General features: G+C 67.4%; 14 protein-coding genes. 10 read left to right on the forward strand and 4 right to left on the reverse strand.

The genetic code is table 11. The features are described from left to right. The first annotated feature begins 14 nt into the window (after positions 1–14). The 3 genes from CA606_RS19365 to CA606_RS19375 all read left to right on the forward strand — a co-directional run bounded on the left by CA606_RS19365 (position 15) and on the right by CA606_RS19375 (position 5,655). Positions 15–2,276: a prolyl oligopeptidase family serine peptidase gene (locus CA606_RS19365; protein ID WP_181242697.1), complete on the forward strand. Its 2,262-nt coding sequence runs from the start codon at positions 15–17 to the stop codon at positions 2,274–2,276. Continuing rightward, the gene (locus CA606_RS19370) at positions 2,277–4,433 is read left to right on the forward strand and encodes a prolyl oligopeptidase family serine peptidase (protein ID WP_096053043.1); all 2,157 of its coding nucleotides are present in this window, start codon (positions 2,277–2,279) and stop codon (positions 4,431–4,433) included. It abuts the gene before it with no gap. Between the two features lie 136 nt (positions 4,434–4,569). Continuing rightward, positions 4,570–5,655: a GNAT family N-acetyltransferase gene (locus CA606_RS19375; protein ID WP_096053042.1), complete on the forward strand. Its 1,086-nt coding sequence runs from the start codon at positions 4,570–4,572 to the stop codon at positions 5,653–5,655. Positions 5,656–5,664: 9 nt separating this feature from the next. Here CA606_RS19375 and CA606_RS19380 read toward each other — a convergent pair whose 3' ends face one another. Both CA606_RS19380 and CA606_RS19385 read right to left on the reverse strand, forming a co-directional pair. Next, complete coding sequence (locus tag CA606_RS19380) at positions 5,665–6,009, reverse strand: DUF2218 domain-containing protein (protein WP_096053041.1); 345 nt, start codon at positions 6,007–6,009, stop codon at positions 5,665–5,667. 11 nt (positions 6,010–6,020) lie between these two features. Continuing rightward, positions 6,021–6,599, reverse strand: coding sequence for a PadR family transcriptional regulator (locus tag CA606_RS19385; protein ID WP_181242698.1), 579 nt, complete (start codon positions 6,597–6,599; stop codon positions 6,021–6,023). Between the two features lie 303 nt (positions 6,600–6,902). Here CA606_RS19385 and CA606_RS19390 point away from each other — a divergent pair, with 303 nt between their 5' ends. Genes CA606_RS19390 through CA606_RS19410 form a run of 5 tightly spaced genes read left to right on the forward strand, consistent with a single transcriptional unit; the run spans position 6,903 to position 10,546 of the window. After that, a complete protein-coding gene (locus CA606_RS19390; protein WP_096053039.1) occupies positions 6,903–7,763 on the forward strand; it encodes an MlaA family lipoprotein in 861 nt (286 codons plus the stop codon). Further along, a complete protein-coding gene (locus CA606_RS19395; protein ID WP_096053038.1) occupies positions 7,760–8,425 on the forward strand; it encodes an MlaC/ttg2D family ABC transporter substrate-binding protein in 666 nt (221 codons plus the stop codon). Before CA606_RS19390 ends, CA606_RS19395 begins: the two co-directional genes overlap by 4 nt. A 30-nt stretch (positions 8,426–8,455) precedes the next feature. Continuing rightward, complete coding sequence (gene mlaD, locus CA606_RS19400; protein WP_096053037.1) at positions 8,456–8,968, forward strand: outer membrane lipid asymmetry maintenance protein MlaD; 513 nt, start codon at positions 8,456–8,458, stop codon at positions 8,966–8,968. Between the two features lies 1 nt (position 8,969). Further along, positions 8,970–9,779: an MlaE family ABC transporter permease gene (locus CA606_RS19405; protein ID WP_096053036.1), complete on the forward strand. Its 810-nt coding sequence runs from the start codon at positions 8,970–8,972 to the stop codon at positions 9,777–9,779. Beyond that, positions 9,776–10,546, forward strand: coding sequence for an ABC transporter ATP-binding protein (locus CA606_RS19410; RefSeq protein ID WP_096053035.1), 771 nt, complete (start codon positions 9,776–9,778; stop codon positions 10,544–10,546). Before CA606_RS19405 ends, CA606_RS19410 begins: the two co-directional genes overlap by 4 nt. 120 nt (positions 10,547–10,666) lie before the next feature. Here the strand turns inward: CA606_RS19410 and CA606_RS19415 are convergent, their stop codons facing one another. Continuing rightward, complete coding sequence (locus CA606_RS19415; RefSeq protein ID WP_096053034.1) at positions 10,667–11,569, reverse strand: hydrogen peroxide-inducible genes activator; 903 nt, start codon at positions 11,567–11,569, stop codon at positions 10,667–10,669. Positions 11,570–11,794: 225 nt separating this feature from the next. Here CA606_RS19415 and CA606_RS19420 point away from each other — a divergent pair, with 225 nt between their 5' ends. Further along, positions 11,795–12,346 (forward strand): carboxymuconolactone decarboxylase family protein, encoded by a 552-nt coding sequence (locus CA606_RS19420; RefSeq protein ID WP_096053938.1) that lies wholly within the window; start codon positions 11,795–11,797, stop codon positions 12,344–12,346. 152 nt (positions 12,347–12,498) lie between these two features. After that, positions 12,499–13,872 carry a crescentin gene (creS, locus tag CA606_RS19425; protein ID WP_096053033.1) on the forward strand — a complete coding sequence of 458 codons (1,374 nt, stop codon included), beginning with the start codon at positions 12,499–12,501 and terminating at the stop codon, positions 13,870–13,872. 85 nt (positions 13,873–13,957) lie between these two features. On the opposite strand, the gene CA606_RS19430 is transcribed toward creS, so the two are convergent. Next, on the reverse strand, positions 13,958–14,755 hold the full coding sequence (locus tag CA606_RS19430) for an alpha/beta fold hydrolase (protein ID WP_096053032.1): 798 nt from the start codon (positions 14,753–14,755) through the stop codon (positions 13,958–13,960). Positions 14,756–14,765 lie beyond the last annotated feature (10 nt).

A 14,765-nucleotide genomic window follows, 5' to 3' on the forward strand; every position in this document is an offset into this window, starting at 1 on the left:
GACGGGGCTATATAGTGGAAAAGCCGCGCCAAGTCAGGGGACGCGGCGACGCGGGGCATGATCGCCCGCGCCAAGGCCGTTTCTCGGTTCAGGACGTTCGAAAAGTGGGCTGGCGCGCGACGGAATGTTCGATACCGTCCCCAGCCATGATGACGCTCCGCCACGGCTCGGCCGCCGCTCTCGCCCTTGTCCTCCTGGCCTCCGGCTCCGCGTGGGCCCAGGACAAGGATCCCCATCTGGCCCTCGAGGCTGTCGAAAGCCCTGCAGCCCTCGCCTGGGTGAAGGCGCAGAACGACAAGACCCTGCCGCTTCTGTCCAGCGATCCGCGCTTTGCGGGTCTGCAGGCGCAGGCCCTGAAGATCCTGGCCGCCAAGGACCGGATCGCCATGCCGAACTTCGTCGGCAAGACGGTGTTCAACTTCTGGCAGGACGCCACCCATGTGCGCGGCGTCTGGCGGCGCACGAGCCTTGAGTCCTACAAGTCGGCCGATCCCCAGTGGGAGACCGTGATCGACCTGGACGCGCTCTCGGCCGCCGAGGGCAAGAACTGGATCTGGAAGGGCGCCGACTGCCGCCCCAAGACCCACGACCGGTGCCTGGTGAACCTGTCGAACGGCGGCAAGGACGCCGTCACGGTCCGCGAGTTCGACCTCACCACCAAGACCTTCGTCGATCCGGCGGCGGGCGGTTTCGTGCTGCCCGAGAGCAAGCAGTCGATCGAGTGGCTGGATCCCGACACCCTGATCCTGACCCGCGACTGGGGCCCGGGCACGACCACCGACAGCGGCTATGGCATGGTGGTCAAGACGCTCAAGCGCGGTCAGGCGCTGAGCGAGGCGGTCGAGATCTATCGCGGCCAGAAGGGCGACGTGTCGGTGCGCCCGAACGTGATCCGCGACGCCAAGGGCGGCCGCGTGGTGCTGATCGAACAGGCGACCGACTTCTTCAACAGTCTGTACTTCGAGTGGACGCCCAAGGGTCTTGCGCCGCTGCCGCTGCCCAAGAAGGGCGGCATTGTCGGCATGCTGGACGGCTCGCTGGTCGTGAAGACCGAGGAGCCCTGGACCTTCGCAGGCGTCGCCATCCCCGCCGGCAGCCTCGCCCTGGTTTCGCCCGAGCGCCTGCGCCCCGGCAGCGAGATCGTGGTGTCGAACGGCTGTAACCCCTGCGCGATCCTGTCGCCGGGGCCGCGCCAGTCGATCGCCCAGGCCACGGTCACCGACAACCGCGTGGTCGCCGTCGTCTACGACAATGTGCGCGGCTCGCTGGTTAGCCTGCAGAACAACGGCGAGCGCGGAGTGGTCCAGACCAACCTGCCCGTCATCGACAACGCCGCCGTCACGCTCGGCTCGCATTCCGACGAGGGCGATCTGGTTTTCTACACCGACGAGGGCTTTGCGACCCCGACCCAGCTGAAACTGGCCGACGCCAAGGGGACCACCGCCCAGACGATCAAGGCTCTGCCGGCCCAGTTCGACGCCTCCAAGCTCGAAGTCGAGCAGAAGGTCGCCACCTCCAAGGACGGGACCAAGATTCCCTACTTCCTGATCCACCCCAAGGGTCACAAGCACGACGGCAAGAACCCGCTGCTGCTGCACGCCTATGGCGGCTTCAACCTGTCCAAGCTGCCGGTCTACGATCCGCTGATCGGCAAACTCTGGCTGGAGCGCGGCGGCAGCTACGCCGTGGCCAACATCCGGGGCGGCGGCGAGTTTGGCCCAGGCTGGCACCAGGCGGCGCTGAAGGCCAATCGCCAGCGCGCCTATGACGACTATTTCGCCGTGGCCGAGGACCTGATCGCCAAGAAGATCACCTCGCCCCGCCACCTGGGCGCCTATGGCCGCTCGAACGGCGGCCTGCTGATGGGCGTGGCCATGACCCAGCGGCCCGACCTGTGGAACGCCGTGATCGTGGAAAGCCCGCTGCTGGACATGATCCGCTACACCCAGCTGCCGGCGGGCGCCTCGTGGATCGGCGAGTATGGCGACCCGGCCATCCCGGCCGAACGCGCCTGGATCGAGGCCTACAGCCCGTATCAGAAGCTGAAGGCGGGCGTGAAATACCCGCTGGCCTACATCACCACCTCGACCAAGGACGACCGGGTCCATCCGGGTCACGCGCGCAAGTTCGCCGCGCGCCTGGACGACCTGAAGGTCGACAACCTCTATTTCGAGAACACCGACGGCGGCCACGCCAACGGGGCCGACCCCAAGGCCAACGCCCGCCGCTGGGCTCTGCACTACACCTACCTGTCGCGCCAGTTGATGGATCACTAAATGCGTAAGTCGCTGCTTGCCCTCCTCGCCTCCACGAGTCTGATGACCCTGACCCCCGCGATCGCCGCCGACACCGCCAAACCCGCCGGCAAGCCCGCCGCCGAGGCCCGCACGCCTCTGTCGGAGCTGGGCAAGGACGACCCCTATCTGTGGATGGAGGAGATCGAGGGGACGCGCGCGATGGACTGGGCCAAGGCCCAGAACGCCCGCTCGCTGCCCGTGCTGCAGGGCGACGCGCGCTACGCCGACCTGGAATCCAAGGCCCTGGCCATCCTGAACGCCAAGGACCGGGTGCCCGGCGTGTCGTTCGCCGGCGACGGTTCCCTGCGCAACTTCTGGCAGGACAAGGACCATGTCCGGGGGATCTGGCGCAGGACGACGCTGGACAGCTACCGCACCGCCGAGCCCGCCTGGGAAACGATCCTCGACATCGACGCCCTGACCAAGGCCGAGAACGCCAACTGGGTGTTCAAGGGCGCCAGCTGCCTGCCGCCGGACGACACCCGCTGCCTCATCACCCTGTCGAACGGCGGCAAGGACGCGGTGACGGTTCGCGAGTTCGACACCACCATCAAGGCCTTTGTCCCGGGTGGGTTCGAGCTGCCGGAGGGCAAGCAGAACTACACCTGGCTGGACAAGGACACCCTGCTGGTCGGTCGCGAGTGGACGCCGGGCGAGCTGACCAAGTCGGGCTACGCCTATGTCCTGAAGGCCCTGAAGCGCGGGCAGCCCCTGGATCAAGCCAAGGAAGTCTTCCGCGGCGTCGAGACCGACGTTTCGGTCAGCCCGTTCGTGCTGCGTGACGCCGACGGCAAGGCGGTCGCGGTCATGGCCACGCGGGGCGTCACCTTCTTCGAGAGCGAGACCTATCTGATCGAGGGCGACAAGCCCGTGAAGCTCGACCTGCCGCTGAAGAGCTCGATCCAGGGCTATGTCGACGGCCAGATGGTCGTCCTGATGGAGCAGGACTGGCCGGCGAAGGGCTTCAAGACCGGCGACCTGATCAGCTTCGATCTGGCCAAGCTGAAGGCCGCGCCGGACAAGGCGGTCGCCACGCTCGTCCTGCGTCCCACGGCCCGCCAGTCGGTGGAACAGGTCCAGACCACCCGCACCAAGCTGGTCGTCGGCATGCTCGACAACGTCAAGGGCGCGGCCAAGGTGTTCACCCACGGTCCCAAGGGCTGGACCGCCCAGGCCCTGGACCTGCCGGCCAACAGCGCGATCGGCCTGGGCTCGTCCGACGACAAGGGCGAGCGCCTGTTCGTCACCGTCACCGGCTATCTGACGCCGACCACCTTCTGGCTGGCCGACGCCGGCTCGCTGAAGCTGGAGCAGATCAAGGCGTCGCCGGCCCGCTTCGACGCCTCGACCCACGTAGTCGAGCAGTTCGAGGCGACCAGCACCGACGGAACCAAGGTTCCCTATTTCGTCGTGCGGCCCAAGGACGTGAAGTATGACGGCGCCGCGCCGACCCTGCTCTACGCCTATGGCGGCTTCCAGGTGCCCCTGACGCCCGGCTATTCGGGAACGATGGGCAAGCTGTGGCTGGAGCGCGGCGGCGTCTATGTGGTGGCCAATATCCGGGGCGGCGGCGAGTTCGGTCCGGCCTGGCACTCGGCCGGTCTCAAGGAGAACCGCCAGAAGGTCTATGACGACTTCTTCGCCGTCTCGCAGGACCTGATCACGCGCAAGATCACCTCGCCGCGTCGCCTGGGCATCATGGGCGGTTCGAACGGTGGTCTTCTGATGGGCGTCGCCCTGACCCAGCGGCCCGAGCTGTACAACGCCATCGTCGTGCAGGTGCCGCTGTTCGACATGATCCGCTACAGCCAGATCGGCGCGGGCGCCTCGTGGGTGGGCGAGTACGGCGACCCGGCCATTCCGTCGGAGCGGGCCGTGATCGCCAAGTACGACCCCTATTCCAACCTCAAGGCTGGCCAGAAGTACCCCGAGGTGTTCATCGAGACCTCGACCAAGGACGATCGGGTGCACCCGGCCCACGCCCGCAAGGCCGCCGCGCGCCTGATGGAGCTGGGCTATCCGGTGCTCTACTACGAGAACGTCGATGGCGGTCACGCGGCCAGCGCCAACCTCGCCGAGACGGCGCGCCGCCAGGCGCTCGAATATGTCTATCTGACGCGCAAGCTGATGGACTGATCAGGCCAGCGCCGTTCCCCTCGCCCTTAAGGAGAGGCGAACGGCGCAAAGCCTCGCGTACCGGCGTCCCGTCAACCCTAAGGCAATCTCTCGGCGTCACAGTGCCCCCGACTCTTTCCGTCGGATTGGCCACCTTTTGCCCATCGAGATCGTCAAAGCCCTGGACCTTTCGGACGCCGACCTCGCGCGGTGGACGCAGCTCCAGCACGGCCAGACGCGGCTCGACTCCCCGTTCCTCTCGCCGCAATGGACGCTGGCTGTCGCCCGCGCCCAGGGCGACAAGAGCGATCAGGTCAAGGTCGCCATCGAGCGCGGGGTGGAGGGAGAGGCGCGTGCCTTCCTGCCCATGCGGGTGCGTCAGGACGTGGCGATGCCGGTCGGCTCGCCAATGTGCGACTATCAGGCCCTGGTCTCCGCGCCCGGCGTGACCATGAACCCCCGCGATCTGCTGCACGCCCTTGGCGTGAGCCGGATCGACTTTTGCCACATGATGGCCGACGACGAGACGCTCGGCCGCCACGCGCGCGGCCAGACCGAAAGCTGGGTCGTCGAAACGCCCGACGGCTACGAGGCCTACGCCGCCGAGCGCAAGGCCGCGGGTGTTGGCGTCCTGAAGGATATCGAAAAGAAGCGCCGCAAAGCCGAGCGTGAGGTCGGGCCCTGCCGGTTCACCGCGATGTCGGAAAGCCGTGCGGCGTTCGACCAGCTGATCTCATGGAAGCGGGTGCAGTTGCTGCTCACCCACCAGACCGATCTTTTCAAGGCCCCCTGGGTCAAGAAGCTGCTGGATGATCTGTTCGCGCGGCGTGACCCCGACTTCGGCGGCGGGCTCTACACCCTGCACCTGGGCGAGCGCCTGGCGGCCGTGCACTTCCACCTGCGCGGCGAGCACACGATCCACGGCTGGCTGATCGCCCACAATCCCGATCTCGAGCGCTATTCGCCCGGCATGATGCTGTTCCAGGACATCCTGAAGAGCATGGACGGCACACCCTACATGCGGCTCGATCTCGGGACCGGCGACTACCGGTTCAAGCGCGAGCTTTCCAACGCCCAGCAGCGCGTGGTGTTCGGCTTTCTGGGCTCGCCCTCGATGCCGACCCTGGTCCGCCACGCGGTCTATGGCGTCCGGAGCGTCGCCGAGGCCCTGCCGCTGGGGCGGATCTCGGAACTCCCGGGCAAGGCGATGCGACGCATCGACCTGCTGCGCGGACTGCACTAAGGCGCGACCTCAAGTCCGAGGCGCCGAACCGTTGATCCGGATGGCGCGGGGATCAAGCCCGCCCGCAGGCCAGGCGCGCGTCCAGCCGTACTTCAGCTCGCCTTCCCGAAACGCGAAGCGGTCCAGGTGCTTGGCCACCACGTCTTCCAGTCTGGCCAGCCCCTCCTGGTCGGCGGCCTCTACGGTGATGTCGAGGCCATCCGCGTGGGCCGTCATGCGGCAGAGGCCGAGCGGGAGCGGAAAATCGGCCGAGGTGTCGTCGTAACGAACGTCGAACTTGTGGCTCCAGTGCTTGGCGAGCTGGATCATGTAGCGGGCCGCCTTGTCGGTGGCGACGCGAGCGTGGCTTTCCATCCTGCGGCTCCTCAGAGAGTCTCGATGGTCGCTGCGGCGTCGTCGAGCGCCTTGGCGATCCCGGCGATCTGCTCGGCCGTCAGCTGGCCGCCATGCAGCTTCAGCCGCAGCGCGGTCTTCAGGTTCTCGCGGGCTCGCAGGATTTGCGGCGAGAAGGCGGCGCTGGTCGAGGCGGCCTCGGCCATGCGCTCGAAGAGCGAACGCACAGGCTGTTCATTGCTGACCAGGAACGCCTTGCCCTCGGGCGTGATCGTGTAGAGCTTCTTGCCGCCGCCGGCTTCGCTGGCGACCACGTACCCCAGCTCCTCGAGCAGGGTCAGGGTCGGGTAGACCACGCCGGGGCTGGGCGTATAGGCGCCGCCCGCCGCCGTCTCGATGGCCTTGATCAGCTCGTAGCCGTGGCTGGGCTTGTCGGCGATCAGCTTGAGAACCACCAGGCGCAGGTCGCCGTGATCGAAGAAGCGGCCCATGCGTCCGCCGCGTCCCCGAGGCCCATGATGGTGACCGTGGAAGCCAAACGGATGCCGACCGTGGTGCTGGCCCCCGTGGCCGCCCCACGCGCCGCGGTGAGAATGATGTCGTCCAAACATGTTTTAGATCCTGTTTCGTTATATCGGAATTATAGATATATCGAAATCGCCGATCGTCAAGAGCGCGTTTAGATATATCTGAATACGGAGAGGCGAGACAGGCGCGGCGCCGGCGCCACGCTTGCCGACAAACCGTGAAGCCCCCGCGCCCGAGGGGTTCCAGTGCGCCGATGGGTGGATCACATCGTAGGGCTCGCGGCGGGCGTGACTGAGTCGCGCGACGCCCTGGCGATTTGCGCTCAGGCGTTCAAGCGTAAGCGAAATAGTCGGCCTTAATCTTGATACGGAGGGCGTCGTGAATACATGGCGCCTATGAGAAGCAGGAGCATCCGCTTGCGCGACCCGTCCCAGAGCGCGCGCCCACAAGGGTTCCGACGTCACGTCGCCGTCGGCGCCATGGCGGCCGCCGGCCTTCTGGCTGCGGCGTCGAACGCGCAGGCGCAAGCCGAGGCTACACCGCTCGCTTCGGCGGGTCCGGCCTCCAATGACCCGCTGGAGGGCTTCAACCGGGCCTCGTTCAAGCTCGGTATGAGCCTGGACGGAGCGCTGTTGGCGCCGATCACGCATGGCTACATGGCGGTGACGCCGCGCGTTGTGCGCGACCGCGTCAGCGCCGCTATCTACAACCTGGGTGAGCCGAACACGGTGATGAACCAGGTTCTTCAGGGCAAGCCGCGTCAGGCCGTGCGCTCGAGCGCCCGTTTCGTGGTCAACTCCACGGTCGGCGTCGCGGGCCTGTTCGACGTCGCCGCCAAGATGGGCCTGCCGCCGCGCGGCGCCGACTTTGGCCAGACCTTCGGCCGCTGGGGCGCGGGTCCCGGCGCTTACATCTATGTGCCGCTGATGGGCCCTCTCAACGTTCGTGATGGCGTCGGCCGCGCGCTCGACATCGTCACCGACCCGGTCTCGCTCTTCGTCGGCGGCCTTGAGACCGACTTCGGCAAGGCCCGTATCGCCACGACTGTGGTCGATCTGCGGGCCAGGACGGACTCGGCGTACCACGCCTTGGATGACGCGGCCGACCCCTATGTGACCACTCGATCCGCCTACGCCCAGTACCGCGAGGCCCTCGTCCGCGAAGCCACCGGCGAGACCGAGGCGCTTCCCGATTTCGACGCGCCGCCTCCGGAACCGACCCCGTCGCCCCCGGCGGCCAATCCATGATCCTTCCCGGTAACACCATGCGAAACCCCTCCCCCACCCGGCGCGGCGCCAACGCCGCGCTTTTGGCTTTCTTCGGCGCCGCCGCGCTTTCGATCGCCAGCCCCGCCCTGGCCCAGAGCAGCGCACGTGACCCGAGCGCCGAAGCCTTCGTCCAGGCCAAGGCCCAGCGCGTGATCAGCGTGCTGGCCAACAAGAGCATGAGCGAAACCCAGAAGAAGCAGGTCTTCCGCCAGGCGGTGGACGAACTGGCCGACGTGCCGCGCATCACCAACTTCGTGCTGGGCAAGTACGCCCGCACGATCACCCCGGAACAGCGCGCGCGCTTCACGCCCGTCTTCCGGACCTACGCGGAGAACGTCTACCAGAGCCGTATCGATGATTATCGGGGCGAGCAGCTGAAGGTGACCGGCTCGGTCGTCCGCAAACCCGGCGACGTGATCGTCAACACCGTGGTGTCCGGCGGCCAGCTTGGTCAGCCGGTGCCCGTCTCGTGGCGCGTGCTCGGCGGCGGCGCGAACTGGAAGGTGGTTGATGTCCAGTTCAAGGGAATCTGGCTGGCGATCACCCAGCAGCAGGACTTCGTGTCGACGATCGACAACGCCGGCGGCAACATCGACGTGCTGACCAACCAGCTTCAGAAGGGCGGCTCGGGTCGTCGCTAGACGGGACCCGAACTGGAAGGACAACGGCATATGGCATTGCGCGAACAATGGGCCGAAACGGCCATGGGCGTCGTCGTCCTCGCCCTGACGGCGGGGTTCCTGACCTATTCGCTGACCGTGGGCGGCGTTCACATGAAGCGCGGCGACTACGAGATCAGCGCCAAGTTCGGTGAGGCCGGCTCGCTGGCGCCAGGGGCTGCGGTCACCGTCGCGGGCGTCAAGGTCGGCACGGTCTCGCAGATCACGCTGGAGCCCAAGACCTATCTGGCGGTGGCCAAGCTGAGCATCGACCCGACCGTCAAGCTGCCTGCGGACTCCACCGCCAAGATCACCAGCGACGGCCTGCTGGGCGGGGCCCACGTGGCCATCGCGCCCGGCGCATCGCTGGACGATCTTAAGGCCGGCGGCGAGATAGAGAACACCCAGGGCGCTGTCGACCTCTTCGGCCTGATCGGCTCGGTGATCCGCCCGCAAGGCGGCGCGGCGACGACCGCGACGCCCGCCGCAGCCAATCCGGCCACCCAACCGGCCGAGAGCTACTGACATGACCACGGCCGAGGCGACCCGGCGAGTCGCCATCAATCCGGTTCAGGCCCTGGGCCGCTCGGCCCTGGCCGCCGTGCGCATGGTCGGCGCGGCCGGGGTCTTCGCCGTGCGCGGCGTCGTCGCGGCGCTGACGCCGGTCTGGTTCTTCAGCCAGCTGCGCCGACAGATCGTGGCGATCGGCTTCTTCTCGCTGCCGGTCGTGGGCCTGACGGCGGTGTTCACCGGCGCGGCCCTGGCGCTGAACATCTTCACCGGCGGCGGCCGCTTCAACGCCGAGCAGGTCATGCCGCAGATCGTGGCGCTGGGGATAACGCGGGAGCTGGGTCCGGTGCTGGCGGCGTTGATGCTGGCCGGACGCGTCTCGGCCGCGATCGCCGCCGAGATCGGCGCCATGCGCGCGACCGAGCAGATCGACGCCATGCGCACCCTGTCGACCGACCCGTTCCGCTATCTGGTCGCGCCCCGCCTGCTGGCGGCGGTGCTGACCCTGCCGCTGCTCACCGCCGTGGCCGACATCATCGGCATCGCCGGCGGCTGGCTGGTGGCCACGCGGGTGCTGGAGTTCAATCCGACGGTCTATATCCGCAACACCATCAACTTCCTGGAGAGCTGGGACATCGTCTCGGGCCTGATCAAGGCGGCGGTGTTCGGCTTCATCGTGGCGCTGATGGGCTGCTACCACGGCTACAACGCCTCGGGCGGCGCGCGCGGCGTCGGTCGGGCCACGACCCACGCGGTGGTCTCCTCGGCGATCCTGATCTTCGCCTCGGACTATCTCCTGACCACTCTTTTCACGCACATGTCATGACCAGCGCCGTTCCCAAACTGGCCTGGAAGGGCGTCACCAAGCAGTTCGAGGGCCGCAAGGTCCTCGACCAGCTGGACCTGTCGGTCGCGCCGGGTCGCTCGCTGGTGATCATTGGCGGCTCGGGCCAGGGAAAGTCGGTGACGATCAAGACTGCGCTGGGCCTGCTGCGTCCCGAAGCCGGGACGATCGAGCTGGACGGCAAGAACGTCGTCGGCCTGTCCGAGACCCAGCGCCGCAAGCTGTTCTCGCGGGTCGGGGTGCTGTTCCAGGGCGCGGCGCTGTTCGACAGCCTGCCCATCTGGGAGAATGTCGCCTTCCGCCTGATCAACGCCGACGGCGTCCCCCGCCGTCAGGCGCGCGAGCGGGCGATCGAGGCGCTGGAACAGGTGCGGCTGTCGGCCGACGTCGCCAACCGTTTCCCCTCGGAGCTTTCCGGCGGGATGCAGAAGCGCGCAGGCCTGGCCCGCGCCGTGGTGGCCCAGCCGGAAATCCTATTCTTCGACGAGCCCACCACCGGCCTTGATCCGATCACGGCGGCGGCGATCAACCAGCTGATCTCCGACCAGGTTCGCCGCCTGGGCTCGACGGCGGTGTCGATCACCCATGACCTGGCCTCGGCCCAGACGATCGGCGACGAGATCGCCATGCTGCACGGCGGCAAGATCATCTGGCGGGGCCCGGCCTCGGACCTGGCCACCACCGACAACCCCTATGTGCGCCAGTTCGTAGAAGGCCGGGCCGAGGGTCCGATCTCGCAGACCCACTAGAGCGTTCTCCGATCAGTGTGAAGCGGTGATCGGATCGAAGAACGCTATAAGATTTTGAAATATATCTCTTTTTATCCGATCTGATTGGTTCAATCAGATCGGAAAGGGCTCTAGGGTCTCTCAGACCGCCTGCCGCAAGGTGTCCGCCAGCAGGCGCCCCTCGACGCCCCGGCTGGAGCCTGCGCGCCAGGCCACGACGATCTCACGGCTGGGATGGGCGGTCGCCAGGGGACGAACCGTCACAGCCGCCTTGTCCGTGAGCCCGGCCTGAACCGCCATCTTGGGCAGGAACGAGACGCCCAGGCCCGAGCCGATCATCTGCACCAGCGTCGGCAAGGACGTGGCCGCGAAGGTCTCTTCTTCGCCGACGCCGCGCGGCGGCTCCAGCCCGCACGCCGCCAGGGCATGGTCGCGCAGGCAATGACCGTCCTCCAGCAGGATCAGGTCCTCGCCGGCCAGGCTGTCAGGATCCACCTGGGTCGAGGCGGCCATGGGATGGTTGGCCGGCGCGGCCGCCAGCAGCTCGTCGTCCTCGACATGGGCCCAGTCGAGACCGCTCATGTCGTAGGGCAGCGCGATCAGCGCCGCGTCCAGCGCGCCGGTCTTCAGGGCGCTGATCAGGCGATGGGTCAGGTCCTCGCGCAGGAACAGCTTCAACTTCGGGAAGCGGTCGCGCAGCACGGGCAGAGCGCGCGGCAGAAGGTAGGGGGCCACGGTCGGGATCACGCCCAGCCGGAACCGGCCGGCCAGCGGCTGACCAGCGCCCCGCGCGGCCTGCACCAGGTCCTCGGCCCGGGCGAGGATGTCCTCGGCCCGTCGAACGGCCTCCTGCCCGGCGGCGGTGAGGATCACGCCGGACCGCGCCCGGTCGACAACCGGCGCGCCCAGGATCTTCTCCAGCTCCTGGATACCAGCCGACAGGGTCGGCTGGGTGACGTGCGCGTTATCGGCGGCGCGGCTGAAGGAGCCGTGCTCCGACAGGAGCTTGAGATACTGGAGTTGGCGGAGCGTGGGTAACAGCATAGCTTCACATATAGGACGTATCTATTCGTTTTCAAAAAACTATCGATTGGACCAAGGCGAAAGCCCCGCCTATCGTCCAACAGTCGAAGCGTCCGGTGAATGTCTCCCCCACCCCGCCCCGGATGACTAGCGCCTCCCGGTCCGACCGCCTCACCTCTCGCGGCTCGGACCGGGACGAACGCGCCCCGCGATGCTATCCCCTCGTCGACGGCCATGGAGCATCACGTGTCGATCGAGGCCCTGCGCGCCCGCCTGCCCGACTACGCCCGCGATCTGGGGACCAATCTGGCCTTGCTGGTCGACGATCCTGCGCTGGATGACGAGGCGCGTTGGGGGTGCTTCGTCGCCAGCGCTTGCGCCGCCGGCGAGGTGGAAACACTCCGGGCGATTGACGCGGCGGCGACGGCTGCAGGCCTCGCGCCAGAGGCGAATCTCGCCGCCCGCAAGGCCGCCGCCATGATGGCGATGACGAACGTCTATTTCCGGGCGCTGCATCTGATGCAGGCCCCCGACTACGAGGCCCTGCCGTCGCGGCTTCGCATGAATCGCCTGACCCATTCCGGGGTGCGCGGGACCGCCTATGACCTGTGGTGCGTGGCCGTCTCGGCGATCAATGGCTGCGGCGCATGCCTAGACAGTCACGAGGCTGAGCTGCGTCAGCAGGGCGTGGAGCCCGCCCGGATTCAGACCGCGCTACGTATCGCCGCAGTTGTGTCGGCGGTCTCTCGAACGCTTGCGGCGGAAGCGGCGCTTCGTCCCCAGAATTCGGACAATTGAGCAAGGCCGCGACGCCGGGTCGCGGCGTCCGCCCCTCGACATTCATCTTGTCCGTAAACTAAGTTGTTAACCTCTGGGTAACAGATTCGCGGCGTCCGCCGAGCCGTCCCGTTTGGGACGCCGAGGACTCGCATGGGGCGAAGGTGGGCCGAATGAGACTGCTGTCGAAGAACTCGCGCGACACGAAGAACGGCAAGCCGACGGTTCTGGGCGACGAAGCCCGGTCGGAAGCCATGCAGCACCAGATCGAGTCCACCCAGGCCATCGGTCAACGCTACGAGACCATTCACGGCGGTCTCGACAGCATCGGCCGGGTCATGGAGCACCTGAAGGCCATCGAGCCGCTGATCGCCGAGATCCGCGGTCCGGTGGGCCAGGAGTTCGAGGCTCGCCGCGCCGAGCACGCCGAGCTGATCGCCGTGCGCGCCAATCTCGACCAGGCCCAACGCCAGATCGCCCTGATCCAGGCCGAAGAGCGCGAGGTCTCCGCGCGTCTCGCCGCCGCCGAGACCGCTCTGAGCGAATCCGACGCCCGCCGCCAGACCCAGGACGCCGCCCTCGAGGACAATGCGCTTGAGATCGATCGGCTGCGCAACGCCCTGCTGCAGTCGGACCTGAAGGTCTCCAGCCTCGACGCCTCGATGCGCGACGCCACGGCCCGTATCGAGCATCTGGTGCAGGACGTCGAAGGCCTGCGCATCCAGGCGCAGGACATCGACGCCCGTCGCGGCGACGCCGAAGCCGCCCTGGCCCGCGCCAACCAGGACAACGCCCTGCTGGGCGAAGAAACCGCCACGCTCAAGAAGCGCGTCGATCAGGCCGGCCTGGATCTGGCCCGCCTGTCGCGGATCGAGACCGACCTCGAGGCCCAGCTGGCCGCCGAACGCGCGCGCGGCCAAGCGGTCGAGAACGCCCTGGCGGCTCACCAGGCCGACAGCGGCCGCACGATCCGCGGTCTGGAAAGCCAGGTCGAGGCCAACCGCGCCGAGATCTCCGCCCTGCAGACGCGCCTGGAGACCGCTACGGGTCGCGCCGACAAGCTGGAAGAGATGAACGGCCAGATCTCGGCCCGTCTCGCCGACTCCAGCGCCCAGCAGAAGGCGGTGGAACGCCGCGCCGGCGACCTCAACGTCGCCCTGGAGCGCGCCCTGGACCGCATTCGCGCCCTCGAGGAAGAGGCCGACGGCCTGCGCCAGCGTCACGCCGGCGTCGACACCGCCCGCGCCACGGCCATCGAACGCGCCGACCAGTTGGCCAAGAGCGCCGTGGCTCAGGAAAAGGCGCTCAAGCGCGCCGAGGAGCGCGCCCAGCAACTGCGCGCCCGCCTCGATGCGATGCAGGAAGCGCAAGACCAGGCTCGCCGCGATCACGAAGCGAAGATCGCCGAGCTGCAGGCGACCATCGAGCGCCTGACCTCGGAAGCCGCCCTGGCCGAAGGGGCTCTGGAAGCCGCCCGCCGCGACCGCTCGCGCCTGCAGATGGCCCTGCTGGGCGCCAGCGACGGCGACGTGGCCGCGAGCGCCTAGCCTCTAAGGCGCTCCAGAAACAAAGACGCCCGCGACCGAGAGGTTCGCGGGCGTTTTTCTTCGGTGAGCTCGGTGGTGATCTTGGTCAGCGAACCGGGTCGTCATCGTCGATGAAGCGCAAAATGGCCTGCGTGAACCCCGGATCGGCGAGCGCTGTAAGGTGGGTCCGCCCGGGCAGCACAACCAGCCGATAGTCTGACACTTGGCGCTTGAGCAGCTTGCTCATCGTGTTGGGGTAGTCGAACTGACCCAGTATCTGCAGCACCGGAGCCTCGAAGGGCGGACGGTCTGAATAGGTTGCAGGTCGCGAGACGCCCTCGCCGAAGGCCTTGTAAGCCGGCCTATCGGCTTTTGGGTCCCACAAATGGCTTGCTGCGGGAGGTGGAGACGTGTCGTCGCCCTTGGCGTCTTCAGACCCCAGAGCCCGCCAACCTCCATCGAAGACACCATCCCCGCCCAGAACCACCGATAAAACGCGCCTGGGAGCGGCGGAGACCAGGCGGCGGACGGTCCAGCCGCCGATAGAGTATCCGACGAAATGCGCTCGCTGGACCTTTCGGTCATCGAGCACCGCCAACACGTCTTCGACCAGTCGATCCGGTCGGTAAGCCTCCGCATGGGTTGGCTTGTCGCTCCTGCCGTGCCCTCGAAAGTCGATGGCGATCACGCGATGGGATCTGGCCAGGGCGTTGATGGCGCCGGTTTCCCCATAGTTGGAGGCCGCCGATCCGGTCATGCCGTGCAGTAGGACGACCGCCACGCCTTCGCCCTGATCGACAAAGTGAACGCGCACCCCGTCCGACATCTGCACCCAACCTTCTTCAGCGCGGGCGCCGGAGAAGGACAAGGCGGCACAGAAGAGGGCAATCGCGAGGACCTTCATCTTCGCAGAC

This window comes from Caulobacter vibrioides, assembly GCF_002310375.3.
Taxonomy (GTDB): Bacteria; Pseudomonadota; Alphaproteobacteria; order Caulobacterales; family Caulobacteraceae; genus Caulobacter; species Caulobacter vibrioides_D.